The organism is Chitinophaga sp. 9-1-y (assembly GCF_059511905.2).
Window position 1 is genome coordinate 6,479,696 of record NZ_CM197955.1, and the last position, 15,767, is coordinate 6,495,462.

The 15,767-nt window shown below is 46.0% G+C and carries 11 protein-coding genes; 4 read left to right on the forward strand and 7 right to left on the reverse strand.

Annotation, left to right across the window (positions count from 1 at the left end; genetic code table 11):
- Positions 1–123: 123 nt before the first annotated feature.
- From AC5ZC7_RS25690 to AC5ZC7_RS25705, 4 genes are all read right to left on the reverse strand, one after another.
- Positions 124–1,581 (reverse strand): sulfatase-like hydrolase/transferase, encoded by a 1,458-nt coding sequence (locus AC5ZC7_RS25690; RefSeq protein WP_496158204.1) that lies wholly within the window; start codon positions 1,579–1,581, stop codon positions 124–126.
- A 325-nt stretch (positions 1,582–1,906) separates the two neighbouring features.
- Positions 1,907–3,250 carry an alpha-L-fucosidase gene (locus AC5ZC7_RS25695; protein ID WP_496158203.1) on the reverse strand — a complete coding sequence of 448 codons (1,344 nt, stop codon included), beginning with the start codon at positions 3,248–3,250 and terminating at the stop codon, positions 1,907–1,909.
- Positions 3,251–3,286: 36 nt separating this feature from the next.
- The gene (locus AC5ZC7_RS25700; protein WP_496158202.1) at positions 3,287–5,446 is read right to left on the reverse strand and encodes an alpha-galactosidase; all 2,160 of its coding nucleotides are present in this window, start codon (positions 5,444–5,446) and stop codon (positions 3,287–3,289) included.
- Positions 5,447–5,466: 20 nt separating this feature from the next.
- Positions 5,467–7,260 (reverse strand): alpha-L-fucosidase, encoded by a 1,794-nt coding sequence (locus tag AC5ZC7_RS25705; RefSeq protein WP_496158201.1) that lies wholly within the window; start codon positions 7,258–7,260, stop codon positions 5,467–5,469.
- A 775-nt stretch (positions 7,261–8,035) separates the two neighbouring features.
- On the opposite strand from AC5ZC7_RS25705, the gene AC5ZC7_RS25710 reads away from it, so the two are divergent.
- The 4 genes from AC5ZC7_RS25710 to AC5ZC7_RS25725 all read left to right on the forward strand — a co-directional run bounded on the left by AC5ZC7_RS25710 (position 8,036) and on the right by AC5ZC7_RS25725 (position 12,705).
- Positions 8,036–8,608 carry a TetR family transcriptional regulator gene (locus AC5ZC7_RS25710; RefSeq protein WP_496158200.1) on the forward strand — a complete coding sequence of 191 codons (573 nt, stop codon included), beginning with the start codon at positions 8,036–8,038 and terminating at the stop codon, positions 8,606–8,608.
- Between the two features lie 41 nt (positions 8,609–8,649).
- On the forward strand, positions 8,650–9,087 hold the full coding sequence (locus AC5ZC7_RS25715; protein WP_496158199.1) for a universal stress protein: 438 nt from the start codon (positions 8,650–8,652) through the stop codon (positions 9,085–9,087).
- Positions 9,088–9,311: 224 nt separating this feature from the next.
- The gene (locus tag AC5ZC7_RS25720; RefSeq protein ID WP_496158198.1) at positions 9,312–11,891 is read left to right on the forward strand and encodes a phosphatidylglycerol lysyltransferase domain-containing protein; all 2,580 of its coding nucleotides are present in this window, start codon (positions 9,312–9,314) and stop codon (positions 11,889–11,891) included.
- A 106-nt stretch (positions 11,892–11,997) separates the two neighbouring features.
- Positions 11,998–12,705: an AcvB/VirJ family lysyl-phosphatidylglycerol hydrolase gene (locus AC5ZC7_RS25725; RefSeq protein WP_496158197.1), complete on the forward strand. Its 708-nt coding sequence runs from the start codon at positions 11,998–12,000 to the stop codon at positions 12,703–12,705.
- Between the two features lie 9 nt (positions 12,706–12,714).
- On the opposite strand, the gene AC5ZC7_RS25730 is transcribed toward AC5ZC7_RS25725, so the two are convergent.
- The 3 genes from AC5ZC7_RS25730 to AC5ZC7_RS25740 all read right to left on the reverse strand — a co-directional run bounded on the left by AC5ZC7_RS25730 (position 12,715) and on the right by AC5ZC7_RS25740 (position 15,717).
- Complete coding sequence (locus AC5ZC7_RS25730; protein WP_496158196.1) at positions 12,715–13,404, reverse strand: LytTR family transcriptional regulator DNA-binding domain-containing protein; 690 nt, start codon at positions 13,402–13,404, stop codon at positions 12,715–12,717.
- Between the two features lie 447 nt (positions 13,405–13,851).
- Positions 13,852–14,127, reverse strand: a complete 276-nt coding sequence (locus tag AC5ZC7_RS25735; RefSeq protein WP_133808462.1) for an HTH domain-containing protein — start codon at positions 14,125–14,127, stop codon at positions 13,852–13,854.
- Positions 14,128–14,349: 222 nt separating this feature from the next.
- A complete protein-coding gene (locus tag AC5ZC7_RS25740; protein ID WP_496158195.1) occupies positions 14,350–15,717 on the reverse strand; it encodes a peroxiredoxin family protein in 1,368 nt (455 codons plus the stop codon).
- Positions 15,718–15,767 lie beyond the last annotated feature (50 nt).

Consider the following 15,767-nt stretch of genomic DNA (forward strand, 5'->3'; position numbering starts at 1 on the left):
ATAAATGTAACGTGGTAACTTATAACTCTTTGCAGGATTAACGACAATGTAAGACTCTAAAAATCAACCCTTTAAAAGTTGGCCCTTCTCTCATTTAAAACAAATTATACATAAACATATATATCACATTTGCACTTTTCCGGCCATTCTTCGGCCTGTTCCTTTGTTATTCGTCAGATCATCTCCCAAATCATTCCGGTACTTTTCTGCGATCGCTGTCAACATTTTCACTACCTCCGGAAACTGCTTTTGTACATCCAACGTTTCACCCGGATCACGGCGCATGTCATATAATGCTAATGGAACATCTACTTCTGGTTGTGCACCCGGGAATCCATCATAACCCGGCAGATTTAATTTGTAGGTCCTGCTTCGGTGTGGCAATACCAGTTTCCAGGGACCTTTACGGATAGCCTCCAGGCTATTTATCTGGTAATATACGGCCAATTCGTCCCTTGGGTTTGCATCTGCTTCATTAAATAATAATGACTTCAAATCTACCCCATCAATTTTCCGTACCGGCAATGCCGCTCCACAAAAATTAGCAATCGTAGGCAACAGGTCAATAGTAGCAGCCATTTTATTGCACACCGTTCCCGCAGGGATTTTGCCCGGCCAGCGCATAATACAGGGCACCCGCAACCCACCTTCCCAGGATGTACCCTTCCCTTCTCTCAAGCCTCCCGTATTACCGGCGTGATTGCCATAAGATAACCACGGACCATTATCGCTTGTAAAAATCACCAGGGTATTTTCTGCCAGCCCATTTTCTTCCAACGTTTTCATCACCTGCCCTACAGACCAATCTATTTCTTCTATTACATCTCCAAATAATCCATCTTTACTTTTTCCTTTATGCTTATCTGATACCGCAATAGGCACATGTGGCATACTGTGCGCCAGGTACAGGAAAAACGGGTGCTGTTTATTTTCCTTAATAAACCGGCAGGCTCGGTCTGTATAAAGCGTAGTAAGCTGCGCCTGATCCTCCAGCGTTTTAATATATCTCACCGGCTTATTTCCTTCTATCAGTGGCAATGGTGGATATTTGCGGCGAGGATTCGTGGAGGTATCTGCATACGGCTTACCATCGTAATGCACCGGCCACATATCATTAGAGTAAGGCAAGCCCAGGTACTCGTCAAACCCATGTTGTAAAGGTAACCATGGCTCCTTGCTTCCCAGGTGCCATTTACCCACCATACCGGTACGATACCCCTGCTTTTTTAAAACTGTTGCAATAGTTTGTTCTGCTGTATCCAACGCAATAGGCGCCGTAGGCCACAATGCCCCGTTAATACCCACACGATTGGGATAACACCCCGTGAGCAATCCCGCCCGCGAAGCAGAACATACCGCCTGCGCAGCATAAAAATAAGTGAATCGCATCCCCTGTGCCGCCATACGGTTTAAGTTGGGTGTATGCCAGGGAGTACCAGCAAAGCATTCCAGGTCACCATACCCCATATCATCCATAAAGATGATCACCACATTTGGCTGCTTAACTTCCGGCGAAGGCTTGATAAAACTGAATGATATGGCCGCCAAACACATAGTCAGGCTAAAATAAACTCTCTTCATCCCGGATGTTTAACAATAAAAAATGGTATTTGTAAAATTATACATCTTCCTGACATTTTTTCAAAAAAAAGCAGAAAGCAGAAGGCAGAAAGCAAAAAGCTATGATAACGGATGATCAGAGCGGATTTTGTCTTTGTGCAGGATTAAACTGATTACACTGATTTTTTATTTTTTGATTTTCCGGATAAAAAAATGGGAGATAAAAGCCGGTATCCGCTTTCATCTCCCATCAACTTTTTGAATCTTTAAAATATAATCAGCATAATCAGTTTAATCCTGCACAAAGACAAAATCCGCTCTGATCATCTGTTATCGTAACATGCTGCTATTCCAATACCAACTCAATCACCGGGATCTCGGTGTCCGGTTTACGTACCGGCAGGTCCAGCGCCAGATCACCCTTATCAGTGCCATGCATTTTTATTTCAGAACCATCATTCAGTAATTGGGCGTATTTCACCTTGCCTTTCATACCAGGCAGCTCAAAGCGCTGCAGTGGATAATCCAACAGGTGTACGTATAAACGTTTAGTAGTAGGGTTGTAAGTCAGCAAGCTATTTTCCGGACGTTTAAACTCCGCAGGTGCTTCTGTACAACCGTAAATAGAACGACCATTTACTTCCATCCAGGCACCCATCCCTTTCAGCCTGTCTTGCGCACGACTATCAAAAGTACCGCGGGAAGTAGGTCCTACGTTCAGTAACAGGTTGCCACCTTTGCTCACAGATTCGATCAGCAGTACCAGTAATTGTTTATTGTCTTTCCAGGAAGTTTCATCTCTGTAATATCCCCAGGAACCTGAAAACGTCTGACAAGTTTCCCAGTGAATACGCTTGCCATTACGGGTAGGCCATTCAGACACCTTGTATTGCTCAGGGGTAGCAAAATCTCCACCATCTTCATATTCACCTAAATCCAGGCGGTCGTTTATAATAATGCCTGGCTGTAATTTTCGGATCATTTTAATCAGGTCAAGTGAATTCCAGTCGTTATGATCTTTTCCATTTTCTCCAGGGAAAGAGAAGTCGGTCCACAGGATATCGATTTTACCATAATTAGTCATCAGCTCTTTCAGCTGGTTTTTCAGGTAAGCACGGTATTTCTCCATATCACGACCTTTATTCAGACGCTCATAATCCTTTGGATCGTTTGGGCGTTGCGGGTGTACCCGGTCAATCGTATAGTCCGGATGATGCCAGTCGATCAGTGAATAGTAGAAGCCCACTTTCAGTCCTTCTGCACGGAAAGCATCTACCCATTCTTTGATCAGGTCTTTCTTAGCCGCGGTGTTAGTGGCTTTATAGTCAGTAAACTTTGAATCAAACAAACAAAAACCTTCGTGGTGTTTGGTGGTGATCACCGCATACTTCATCCCGGCAGCTTTGGCCTGCCGTGCCCATTCTTTCGGATTGTACAGGTCGGGATTATACAGATCGAAATATTTCTGGTAGTCGGCATCCGTAAGATGTTCGTTACTTTTTACCCATTCATGGCGGGAAGGCATAGAATACAGCCCCCAGTGAATAAACATACCAAAACGGTCATTTACCCACCAGGCCAATCTTTGTTCCTTTTGCTCAGGCGTTTCATTAAAAATTTTCTTGTCCTGCGCCTGTACCTGGAACAGGAACAGCAGGAAAGCAACGGCACAGAGTGATAGTTTTTTCATAATTGATAAATTATGCTGATTTGGTTTAATACTTATTTATTCCGCCACCAGCCAGGTATAACCGGCTGCCGGGATGGTTACTTTTACATGCGCCTGGTAATTACGGTCAAGGGTATACGCTTTTGCTACGCCTTCTTTCTCCCGTACACGCACACTTTGTGTAGCGCCGGTATAATACATGGGCAACACAAATTCTTTGGTAATAGGCTGTGTGGTTGGATTGTACAGCATCACCAGCGCTTTTTGCGGTAAAGTGGCGCTAACATGCATTATCCCATCCCAGTCACGGCCATCAGCGCGACGCAGGTGTATCATATCCGCATTCAGGATATCGCGGTATTTTTTATACCAACTGATCATGTTCGTCACCACAGCTTTGGTAGCATCGGTATCGTATAAACGTGGACCGCGGTAGCAGGCCTGTACACCCGCTCCATAGTATTGTGCCATCAGCTGATCGTAGGAGTCGAGATGGTCTTTGAGTGGCTCCAGCGTAGCAGCAGCGCCACCACCTTGGTATTCGCTGAGTGGCACAAAACCCCAACCCATAGGGGATGTTTTCTCCCAGGTGCCATCAAAAATATTCTGCCGGTTCAGGATCAGTTGCTCTGCTCTTGGCAGGGAGAAGTTTACTTCCCGATAGCCCAATGCTATTTTATTGGTGCCATCCAGGAAATACCAGTCAGGTGCATTTACATATACGTTCCGTTCATTGCACCAGTGGTACAAGCCTTTCTGCAGCTGCATCTGCTTCCACTGGGAATCTTCCACACCGGTATGTCCGGGGTGTGTGGTGGAAGCGCATACATCGCCGGGATAAGGGCCATCGTTTTCGAAAATATCGAAGCCGGTAGCAGCAATAAAATGTTTTATTTTCTGGAGGTACCCTAGTCCCCATTTGCTACCCAGGCAGGGAGCGTTGCCAAAGAAAGCATTCCCTGTTTTGCCGGTAACAGGACTGATCACATCATCTTCCTCACTGATACGCCTGCTCGAAAACAGGGAGTAGCCGCCGAGCAATATTTTTTTGCTGTGGGCATAATCTGTCAGCGCTTTAAACCTGGCGATATTGGTGGCGCTGGTATCTTCCATATTTAACCCGCTGCCAAAGCTCAGGATCACGCCTTCATAGCCGGTGGCCGCACATTGATCTATAATGGCTTTTACCTTTTCAGGATCGGTGCTCACCAGGTGCATGAAAATGGGATTCTCTGTTGTCCACGGCGCAATGGTGCGATAGAATTTCCGTTTAGCCAGGCCGTTACGTTCGCGGTCGTAGCTATCGAACAGGAGTTCGTAGGTGCGGATAGATTCAAAATGTTCTCCGGCAGCCATCGTAATACCCACGGGTACTTTAGGATGTACTTCCAGCAAGCAGGGCGTTTGGAAGTCGTAGTTCACCTGTGAGGTGTAGGTACTATCTGTTTTCCAGTGCGTGGTTTGATCACTGAGATTGGCCTTCATGGCGTTGTTGAAAGCGTAATTACTTTCGATGTAGAGACCATGAGGCACCTGCATCTTATCCACGGCGCCTACCACGGCAGATTCTTCTTCCGGAGTGGCGAGTATTTCATTTACTACCTGGTTCAGCTTCACGGGTTGCCCGGTTTGGTTGGTGATTTCCAGCCATTTGGATAACAACGGAATGCCGTCAAATATTTCGTAGTGTACTTTTATCTGCAATCCTTTCAGCTCTTGCGCCTGTGCTTCGTAGGAGAAAACCAGGGCTTTACCAGTGGCTTGTTTAGGGTTGCTGCACCAGCCATGAGCGGTCCATTTCAGGTAAGGTTGTATAGTAGTTACCTGGTGTCCTTTATACATAAAATCTGATTGGCCGGCCTGCAACTGATCCAGCCAGGCGGGCAACAGATAAGCTTGTTGTTTTTGTCCTTTTGCACCACCAATCATGTAATCGTGGCCATTTACAACAATCCTTGCTTCTGGTTTTACCGCACGTAGTAATTGCTCGCCACTTACCAGGTTACGATAGTCTGTGCATATCACGTTGGGGGTTACACGAAAACTGCGGCTCAATAAGCCATTGCTCAAGGTGATGTCTTTCCCTTTTTCTGTGATCGTAGCGGTATACGACTGCGGTTGAATCAACCAATCTTTTGCTGGTGATTTCACCTGGGCCGGTAATATACCGGAATACAAACAGGCCAGCATTCCTGCCAGGAGGTTCGTTTTTTTCATGTTCATGCTTTTCTTATAAATTATTTCACGGGCTGCAGAATGACCTTACGCAACCAACATAGCTCATTTTTATTACCGGATACCGGTTTAACGGTCAGGTTTTGTTTACCTGCTTTATCAATATGTACAATACCAACAGCATGTTGAATAAACTGCATAGGCAGATGGCTGCTGTAGGTACCTGTAGTCAGTGTGAGGAAGGGCAATTGTTGCCCGCCAACGGTTACCAGGCCTTGCTGGGAAGCGCTGGCCGGTTCGCAGGCATAATCGAGTATTACTTTGTAATCCCCTGCGTCCTGTATGTCCAGGGGGAATATGATGGCGTCGTCTGGCGTTATCATGCCGGTGATGCAGTTATCGTGTTTCCAGTCGCCGAAGTAATGGGAATACGTAAACAGTTTACTTTTTGCCTGACCGTTAAAAACAGCCCATACCGCAGGTATTTCCGCCTGAGGATATTCACCGCTAACGGTTTGTGTACGCAATTGGGAAAGGTCCGGTTGCTGGCCGCTGTATTCCATCAGTAACACGGTATTACGTGTATCCGGCAGTGTTACCGGCAACTGGATAACGGCTTCTTCCGGCAGTTGTTTAAAGGAAAGGGCTGTTTGGGTGCCGAGTATTTTAACTGATTTAATTTTTGCCGTTACACCGGGTACGCGCAGTTGCCTGTTGGCGGGCATTTTCCACACGTGCAGGAACAGCTTCCCGGGCTTGCTGGTAGTAACGCCCCAGGGTTGTGCCGGGATCAATCCCCAGGTAGTGCCATAGATACTTTCGCCATAAGTGCGCAACCATTTGCCGGTGGCTTTCAGGTAGGCGATGGAATAGGCGGGCCATTGACCGTTGCCGTCGGGGCCTACATTCAGCATGAGGTTCCCTCCTTTGGAGGCCACGTTGGACAGGAGGTGAATAATTTCTTCCGGTGATTTAAAATTCAGATCGTGTTGAATATATCCCCAGGAGTCGTTGTGAGTATAAATAGATTCCCAGGCGCCGGTGATGGGTACCGGTGGTACTTCTGAATCGCCAAAGTCGCGGTAGTCGCCGAGGTCATGTCCTACCCTGCTGCTGAACAGGCAGCCGGGTTGCAGTAGCCGCAGGCTGTCGATCATGGTTTTCGTTTGTTCAACGGTTAATCCGCCGGGCATATCGAACCATACGAGGCCCAGGGGGCCGTAGTTAGTGAGTAGTTCTTTTAATTGCGGGATGGATTTAGTGCGATAATATTGCTGGTAGTCTTTCTCTTTATTGGAAAAGTCCCAGTTGTTACCGCCGCCGTTGGGTTCGTGCCAGTCGAGGAACTGGGAGTAATAAAAGCCGAATGGAATGCCCTGTGTTTTACACGCGGTGGCCAGGGCTTTCATGGGATCTTTTTTATACGGGGAGGCATCTACGATGTCGAAGTCCGTTACTTTAGAATCGAACATGCTGAAGCCTTCGTGGTGTTTGGCGGTAATGACGAGGTATTTAATGCCGGCTTCTTTGGCGGTGGCGGCCCATTCACTGGCATCGAAACCAATGGGGTTGAATGTTTGGGCTACTTTGGCGTACTCCGCGGCAGGTGCTTTTGCGCGATTCATGATCCATTCCCCGCTACCATAGTAGGCGCTGTCGTGCCAGCGGCCGGCCAGTTTGGAATACAGTCCCCAGTGTATAAACAGTCCGAATTTGGCCTGTTGGAACCATTTGAGGCCAGGGTGAGCGGTATTGGAGGAAGCGCCTTTGTTCCACATATCAGGCATCTCCTGTGCCTGGATTTTGGTGTGCAGGAACAGGCATAGCAATAATAAACATGGAACCCGATGGAACATAGCGCTGAAAATTTAGTAACCAACGGTAAAAATTATACATAACCCGTGGCATATGCAAATGCATGGAAAATGGTATCAGGGAAAGGGAAAATGGTACAATTAAACGGCCTTTAGTGCCATTAACTAACGGTTAACGAATTTTCCGGCAGTTAATAACTAATTTCGATTGCAGAATAAGTTATATCTGTCTCTGCATATATATAACTTCCCAGGTTTGTCATCAACTTATTTAGCTAACTAATAGGCTATAATGTGTTATAAGCGCCTGGTGCAATACCAAGGTGCCATGTGAATGTTTTAAAAGGCCTCTGCTGTATGTCATCAGCAGGGGTTTATTTTTTTCAGCCCGCTCTACTCGTTATTTCAATTCTTGTTTAGGTTCAATTAACTATCCCAGTTCGGTATCCGCTTAATATTGTGGCATCGCTTCATCATCGTTGGGTTTGAAGTGTCACAGTTGTAGATAACTGAAAATGCATACAACTAACAAATATCTCAGCAGTACCTGTTGGCTTCTCCAGGCCGACGGGGATTTTTTTTGATGAACCAACACCCATAGGTCTGACGACCCATGGGTTTTTGATTTAATCATCATCTAGCTATAGCGCCTTTGCGGTTTCTACTGCGAAGGTTTTTTTTTAGCTGTTAGCCATTAGCTTTTAGCTTTTAGCAAATGCGGCGAAGATTTGTCGCGTAAATATCCGCTGCATTTGCTAAAAGCTAAAAGCTAATGGCTAACAGCTAAACTGAATATTTATTCGCTTATATTTGTAGTGTGAAACTGAAAGACGATAAAAAAGTAGCCCAGATTTTCCAGGCAGCACTCACGCTGGTAGCCAGGAAGGGACTATCAGGCATCACGATGAGTGATATCTCCAAGGCAGCCGGCATTGCCACCGGCACTTTATATGTGTATTTCAAAAGTAAAGATGAGCTGATCAATGCCCTGTTTGCTGCCTGCCGCGAGAATTCGGTACAGGTATCCTTCAAAGGTTATCAGCCACATACCCCGTTCAAACTCGGATTCCGGCAAATTTGGCTCAACATTTTACGGTATAAGCTGCAAAATTTTGAAGAAACCATCTTCCTGGAACAGTGTTATCACTCTCCCTTTATCACCGCAGCCACCAGGGAAAAGGCGCAACAGCTGGCCGCTCCCTTCTATGCGCTGATGAAAAGAGGCCAGCAGGAACAACTGATCAAATCCGTGGATACCGGCTTGCTACTGACCGTGCTGATCGGCACCATGAATGAACTGGTAAAACAAACGCATTACAGCGGCACTCCCCTCAGCAGAAGCCGGATCAATACCGCTTTTGATCTTTGCTGGGATGCCCTGAAAGCATAATGAAAAATGAATAATTATTCACAAATAAATACCAACTGCATATGTCAGACATCATGATCGCAGTAGACCTGAGCAGCTTTTCAGATCACCTGATCAGCACAGGCATAGAACTGGCCAATAAGATGAATGCTTCCGTTACCCTCTTCTCTGTAGTGGAAATCGGGATCGGCTTAGGCTTACCGGAAGGCGGCCCTGTATTTACCGACATCCCCGCCCAGATGAAGGAAGTAGAAGAAAGACTGGAAGCTTACAAACAAAAGTATCCCAGTAATGATCGTATTAAGATACTGGTCACGGCCGGCAACCCTAAAAATGAAACGCTGGAACAGGCACACCAGGGCAACACATCCATGCTGGTAGTAGGTACACATGGCAGAACCGGACTGGATCATATGCTCCTTGGCAGCAATGCCGAATACATTATCCGGCATTCAAGAATACCTGTACTGGTAGTACCTTACAACCAGGAAGCACACTAAGTGTGCACATCGATTAACACTCAACAATCCATAAAACACAACGGCAACGGCAACGCCTGTTGTCTAATCCCGGCGAAACGCCGGGATTTTTTTTGCGCAGTTGTCCCACCTCCGCCTTAGTTATTAAAATCCGCTTAAACTCGGCACCGTTAAGGGATTGATACGAAACTTGCCATAACTTTGCTGGCTATAGCGAACAACGATTTCACGAAACCTACAAACCTTTGGGAAAGAAATTTTTTACTGCAGCATTTCTGCGCAAGCTCCATTTGAAAGAGCTGCTGGCGGTGTTATTTATATTACTGGCCATCTACTTTTTTCGTTCACAACGTCATGAATTATACGCTTTAATACCTGCCATCAAACGGGCCAATACCAATTGGGTAATTGCTGGTGTGATTATTACCGTGGCCTATATTTTATTACAGGCTGCCATGTATGTATTCAGCTTCCGGGCCGTAAGTGCGCGACTGGATCTCGTGAAAAGCACCGAGCTTTTCCTGAAACGCAACCTGTTATCCGTATTCCTGCCCGCAGGCGGTATTAGTTCCCTGGCTTACCTGCCACAGAGCCTGCGTCGCACCAACTTACATAAGCAACAGATACATCAGGCTTCCGGCATTTACGGTTTTGTAGGCATCCTATCCGTTTTCCTGGTAGGCATTCCCGTAGTGGTTTATTCCATGTTACACGCCGGCTCTATGAGAGACGCCATATGGGGACTGGTAGCCATCTGTGGACTGTTATTGGGAGTAGTAATGCTGGTGCGTTCCATGCAAACAAAAGGAAAATCTTACCAGTTATTAGTAAAATATTTTCCGGGGGCGGCACAGCAGGTAGATGAAATTTTCACCTTTCATTTATCCGTGCCGGCGTTTATGAATACCGTATTGGCCTCTGTGCTGATTGAGGTGGCTGGAGTGGCGCATTTATACCTGAGTATGCTGGCAGTAGGCGTTACACCTTCACTGGAAGCGGCTTGTGTAGGCTATATTGTGGCTACCATCTTCCTGATTATTTCCCCTTTTTTACGCGGACTGGGAGCCATTGAATTATCACTGGCTTACCTGCTTAGTAATTATGGATTCACCACTTTACAGGCACTCGAAATCACGTTGCTGTTCCGTTTGTTTGAATTCTGGCTGCCGCTGATAGCTGGTATGCTGGCCTTTGCATTAAAGGGTAAAGAACTGGTACTGCGGTTACTGCCGCCCATCCTGATTTTCCTGCTGGGAATGGTGAATATCTTTTCTGTACTCACCCCTCCGTTAGCTAATCGTATGCATTTACTGCGTGCATATATTCCCGGTACTTCTATACATGCTACCAACCTGCTGGTGGTATTCCTGGGATTGGTATTGCTGGTAACGGCTACTTTCCTGTTCCGCGGCTTACGTAGTGCATGGATTGTGGCACTGGCGGTATCTGTGTTATCGGTGTTTGGGCATATCGGAAAAGCACTGGACTATGAAGAAGCTTCCCTGGCATTGGTTACCAGCGTTATACTGCTGATCACCTCCCGGCACTACCGGGTAAAAAGTAATCCACAGCTGGTGAATATTGGTGTAGTAACAGCTTTGGCGACTTTCTTTGTGGTATTGATTTTTGGCACCATTGGATTTTACTTCCTGAATGTGCGCCATTTTGGTATCGACTTTACCTGGCAACAATCTATCCGTCATGCTTTTCACTGTTTTATGTTGCTGGAAGATGATGGATTACAACCGGTTACCCGCTTTGGGAAGGAATTTATGTCGGCCATCCGGGTATTGGGAGTGAGTGCATGGGCATTCCTTTTCTATACCATTATCCGTCCTTACCTGCATGTAACGCAGCAAACCAATACCAGTCTTGAAAAAGCAAGGTTCTACCTGAGCCAGTATGGTGATTCCCCCATGGATTATTTTAAGGTTGGCCAGGATAAACTGTTGTTTGTTTCTGATCAGTACGAAGGATTTATTGCTTACCGGGTGGCAGGTAGTTTTGCCATTGTATTGGAAGAACCGGTGTGCAGTGAAAGTAATAAACTGAATTTACTGCTGGAGTTTGAGCAACAATGTAAGAAGATGGGATTGCGTCCTGCGTTTTATCGTGTAGATGAAGACAGTACCTACTATTTCAGTCATCTTAAAAAGAAGAAGATGCTGATAGGCCAGGAAGCGATCATGGATATACGCAATTTTACGTTGAGCGGCAAAGACAAGAAATCGCTCCGTAACGGGTTGAACAGCTTAGCCAACAAGGGCTATGTGACCACTTTCCATACGGCACCACAAACGCCGGCGATGTTAGCCACCTTGAAATCAGTCAGTGACGAATGGCTGCAACAATACGAGGTAAAAGAACTTACCTTTTCACAAGGTCTTTTTGATACCGACAGTATCCGCGACCAGGATGTGATTACCGTAACCGATGCCGAAGGCAAGGTAGCCGCCTTCCTGAATATCATCCCTGACTATGCACCGGGAGAGTGCACCTATGACCTGATCCGCAAACGTTCTGATGCACCGGGTGGTGTAATGGACGCACTGATTATTGCCTTAATCCAGGATGCACAGCAAAAGGAATTACAATTTCTGAACCTGGGTATGGTGCCGATGTCAGGTATTATTCAACCGGAAAACACGGCAGAAAAAATGGTGAAGTACGCCTATGAAAAATTGCGTTTCTTCCGTCATTACCAGGGATTACGGGAATTCAAAGAAAAATATGCGACCGAGTGGACCAACAAATACCTGGTGTATGAACATGATTTTGACCTGATACAGCTACCTTCTGCGCTCAGCAAAGTAATGCAACCCTAATCATTGTGAACGAACAATTGCCGAATCGCTGTTGTTTCATCAGCAAGCGTTAATTTAGCAGCGGGCCCTTACCGGCTCCCATTCACAATTGCAAGCAGAAGGCCATATGGTATTACCAGGAATATTATCAAAAACAGGGAAGCTGTTCATCGGACTATTATTATTGACCGCATGGCAGATACAGGCACAAAGTAACATCAGTAATTTACCGGTGGTCACCAAAGCGCCAACAGCAGGTACCACTGCTCCCCTGATCATCTATATTACCGGTGACGGCGGCATGAAAAAATTTTCTGCCAATGTGATAGAGTCTTTTCATCAGAAAAATTACCCGGTAGTGGCTTTAAATGCCCTGAAGTATTTCTGGAATAAAAAAACTCCCCAACAGGCTGCCAGGGATGTAACGGCCCTGATTAAAAACTACCAATCGCAATGGGCCAGCAACAATGGTGTTGTACTGATTGGCTATTCATTGGGGGCAGATGTAATGCCATTTATTTACACCAGCTTACCTGGGGAAGTAGCGGCAGAAGTAAAACACGTAGTATTGCTTTCTCCTTCTTTAACTACCGACCTGGAAGTACATGTATCCGATATGTTGGGAAAATCCAATAATAAGGGCATGAGTGTAGTAGCGGAAATGAACAAAATTTCCGGAAAACCCCTGTTATTGGTTTTTGGGGCAGAAGAAAAGGAGTTTAATTTTTCTGCGCTGAGTATCCCTTATCAGAAGCTGATATTGCCAGGTGGACATGCTTATGATGAAGATGCCAGTGGGGTGGCGGGTAAAATATTGACCGCATTACATCCCTGACATGTTTCTTTACATCGGTAGCTTATACCGTTTCTCCAGCTCATTTTTCATGCTGGTGGTCAGCGTAATCCTTGCCGCGCCTACCATTACATGGTCTTCATTCAACTCGGTGATATGCCGCAGGCTTATTACAAACCAGCGATGTACCCGCATAAAAACGTTGGCGGGTAACTGGGAGATGATCCAATCCAATGTTTCTGTGGTCACCAGTTTCTGATCGGCCAGGTGCAGGGTGATATGGTCGTCCATTACTTCCACATACTGCAGGTCTTTGTAAAACACCTTTTCCAGGCGGTGGGGTGTTTTAAGTACAAAATACTCAGCTGCATACTTTGAGGGGCGGGCTATTCCTTCCATGTCTATGAGGTTATATATTTTGGTGAATACTTCGGTCAATGCTGTTTGGGTAAAAGGTAATTGGAGGAGGCCCACGGGCAGGTAATCAAAGCCACCTGGGGGATCAGAATAGGTCATTACCATTACCGGCAAAACATCCTGCGGACCAGGTGGTGGTGGCAGAGGATCGTCGTAGCATCCGACCAGCAATACGTCTATGACCTGGGCATCCAGCCATATCTGTGCTTCCTTCAGTGTCTGGTAGCGTCCTACGAAATAAACGTATGGAATGGCAGACAAAAAAGATTCCAGCTCCCCGAATCCTTCCGGGTCATTTCCTAAAATAATACAGTTTAGTACCATAGAGCTGATTTTGGTTCGTTACTGCTACGAAAATTCTCTCCAGTCAGTTGCCCGCGGGCACAGAAGATTAAAGTTAAAGCAGGTGACTGAACAGAGACCCGCGTATTATCTAAAATCTAATCTAAACCGCGTTATGAAAAAAGAAATATGATTCGCATAATACTTTATCAAAGCTGACAATATACTTTCTGGATAAAATTGGATTTATTTCGGGAGGGAACAGTTAATCCAATGTTAAGTATTATGGAAAAAGAAGGTGGACAGTTAAAATGATTGTCCCAGGGAACAATAATTTTCCTGTCCACCACTTCAGGGAGGCTTACATAAAAGATCCTTTCACTGCTGTAATACAGCGGTATGAACAGATCTAAGGCCCGGAAAGCGGGCGTTCGTGGGCGCAGGGGAGCTAACGGGGAGGCCGGTTAACTGGTCAGTGCGCGGACCATGTTACCAAATGTGCAGGAATAAAAGCAACATCGTACTCACGGTGATCAGGTTTTTCGAGAACCTGACATTAAATCCACCTTTTTCTGAGTAGTAGTAACTTTCTTTGTACCGGTCGTACTCAATGGGAGCACCTAACTCCTTCATCATTTTGAGGAATTCATATAGTGTTCTTTCGGAAATACGAAGCCGCTTGGCTAACTGAGCGGGCTTACCGGTCCCTTTGATCCTGATGAGGTAATCAATGGTTTGTAGTCTGTCAAAATAACGCTTTGGCATGTGGCATAGAGGGGTCTTAACGGTTATTTACTGAATTTACGGAATGTGTCTTGATTAAACCAGCATTCTCATATATATATTTAAATGTAAATATTAACAATCTGGTTTAAACGGGTTTTTCAAAATTTAGCTGCGGGTCAATGGCGCTGATGCGGTCTATCTGCGGACGATTATTAAACGTTTCGAACGTCGTTTTATTGGTGCAAATCCCTAAAAAAATGCTCACTGCAATAATGCGTCATAGATAATGTTGGTTAACGCGGTTCCATAGTCCATAGCGGGATCCGGCGGCCTGGTAGCATATATTTTTCCGTTCTTTCCTACTATTATTAATGAAGGATACCTACTGATATTATACTGCGTTAATACGTCTCTATGCTGCTCATCCACAGAGAGTAAGTATCCCGGCAAATCCTTTACTGTATTACCATTACAACAGATATTCACAAACGACACCGTAGCATCTGTAAAGCAGTTTTTTATCTCAGACAATATCTTTTGTAATGAATCAGTACTGTTGTAAAAGTGCAACAGCACTACTTTTCCGCTGAATTGCTGCAGGCTCACCAACCTGCCTTGCTGATCCGAAAAACTGAATGGAGGGGCGATACTACCTTTACTGATCCCTTTCCTGGATCGTCCGTAAAGCTTCCCTATGGCCTGTTTACAAGCCTCATCCTGTGCTATGGACAGATAGTCTTTCACACACCATTCCTGTTCTTCCTGCTGGTTGCCCGCAGCAAAACCAAGGGTGAGTGCATGCGCCAGCAGCTTATCCCGAAACCGGCCACTGTAATGTGTTTTAATCCATTCGTAAATTGCCCGGTTATTACATTCATACCGGTGTTGTATAAAATAATCTGCTTCCGCTTTTTGTAACAGGTAGCCTAAATAACGTATAGACATGGCCGTTGTATCCGACCAGGTAATCGATGGCAATGCGGGTAAAATATCCTGCTGATAAAAAAGGACCTGCCGCTCTTCCAGCGTGCTGTCAGGTGCCGGCGGCAGCTTCCATAAGGTACTTACCAGTTTGGCGGCTACTTCGCCCTGTACGTGTGCCTGTACCAGTGACCAGGTAGCAGCAGGCATGCTATCACGATAAACTGCCAATACCCGGCTGCCTGCCAGCAATTGCTGCCGGTAGACGGCTGCCAGGGTTGTTGCGGTAACCCGCGCCGGCAGCGGAACCCGTGCCTGTTCCTGTCTTGCTTTATACAATCCCCTGTTCACCACCGCTCCCCTGCCGGTAAATATCATACTATCTCCCTGCATCGTGATATGAAGACTGTCGCCTTCCCGGATCAGACCATAGAACTGGTATTTGCTACCCGCATCTGCATAAAAAAATACCTGCCTGCCAGCAGGCAGCGGCAAACGGAAATAAAAGGAGTCTTTCTTTAATAAGGTATCCTGCGTAAATGCAGGAGAAATACCAGGGTCATACCAATATGCCAACGACACATTACGCACCGGTTGGTCCGTTACCTTACCGGCAATCACAGCTGGCGACTGTGCGGCTGCAGATCCTGCCAGCCCTATAAATACGCAGCATATACGCAGTAGCTGCCCTGGTATAAAAGGATGCATAAAAAGGAGTTTAAAATGGTAAAATCCCCATGGTAAACACCATAGGGAGA

What these genes read in the sequence shown, in the direction of transcription:
- AC5ZC7_RS25725 (WP_496158197.1), top strand. Translation starts at nt 11,998, where the DNA reads ATGGTATTACCAGGAATATTATCAAAAACAGGGAAGCTGTTCATCGGA.
- AC5ZC7_RS25690 (WP_496158204.1), bottom strand. Translation starts at nt 1,581, where the DNA reads ATGAAGAGAGTTTATTTTAGCCTGACTATGTGTTTGGCGGCCATATCA.
- AC5ZC7_RS25735 (WP_133808462.1), bottom strand. Translation starts at nt 14,127, where the DNA reads ATGCCAAAGCGTTATTTTGACAGACTACAAACCATTGATTACCTCATC.
- AC5ZC7_RS25730 (WP_496158196.1), bottom strand. Translation starts at nt 13,404, where the DNA reads ATGGTACTAAACTGTATTATTTTAGGAAATGACCCGGAAGGATTCGGG.
- AC5ZC7_RS25740 (WP_496158195.1), bottom strand. Translation starts at nt 15,717, where the DNA reads ATGCATCCTTTTATACCAGGGCAGCTACTGCGTATATGCTGCGTATTT.
- AC5ZC7_RS25705 (WP_496158201.1), bottom strand. Translation starts at nt 7,260, where the DNA reads ATGTTCCATCGGGTTCCATGTTTATTATTGCTATGCCTGTTCCTGCAC.
- AC5ZC7_RS25695 (WP_496158203.1), bottom strand. Translation starts at nt 3,250, where the DNA reads ATGAAAAAACTATCACTCTGTGCCGTTGCTTTCCTGCTGTTCCTGTTC.
- AC5ZC7_RS25700 (WP_496158202.1), bottom strand. Translation starts at nt 5,446, where the DNA reads ATGAAAAAAACGAACCTCCTGGCAGGAATGCTGGCCTGTTTGTATTCC.
- AC5ZC7_RS25715 (WP_496158199.1), top strand. Translation starts at nt 8,650, where the DNA reads ATGTCAGACATCATGATCGCAGTAGACCTGAGCAGCTTTTCAGATCAC.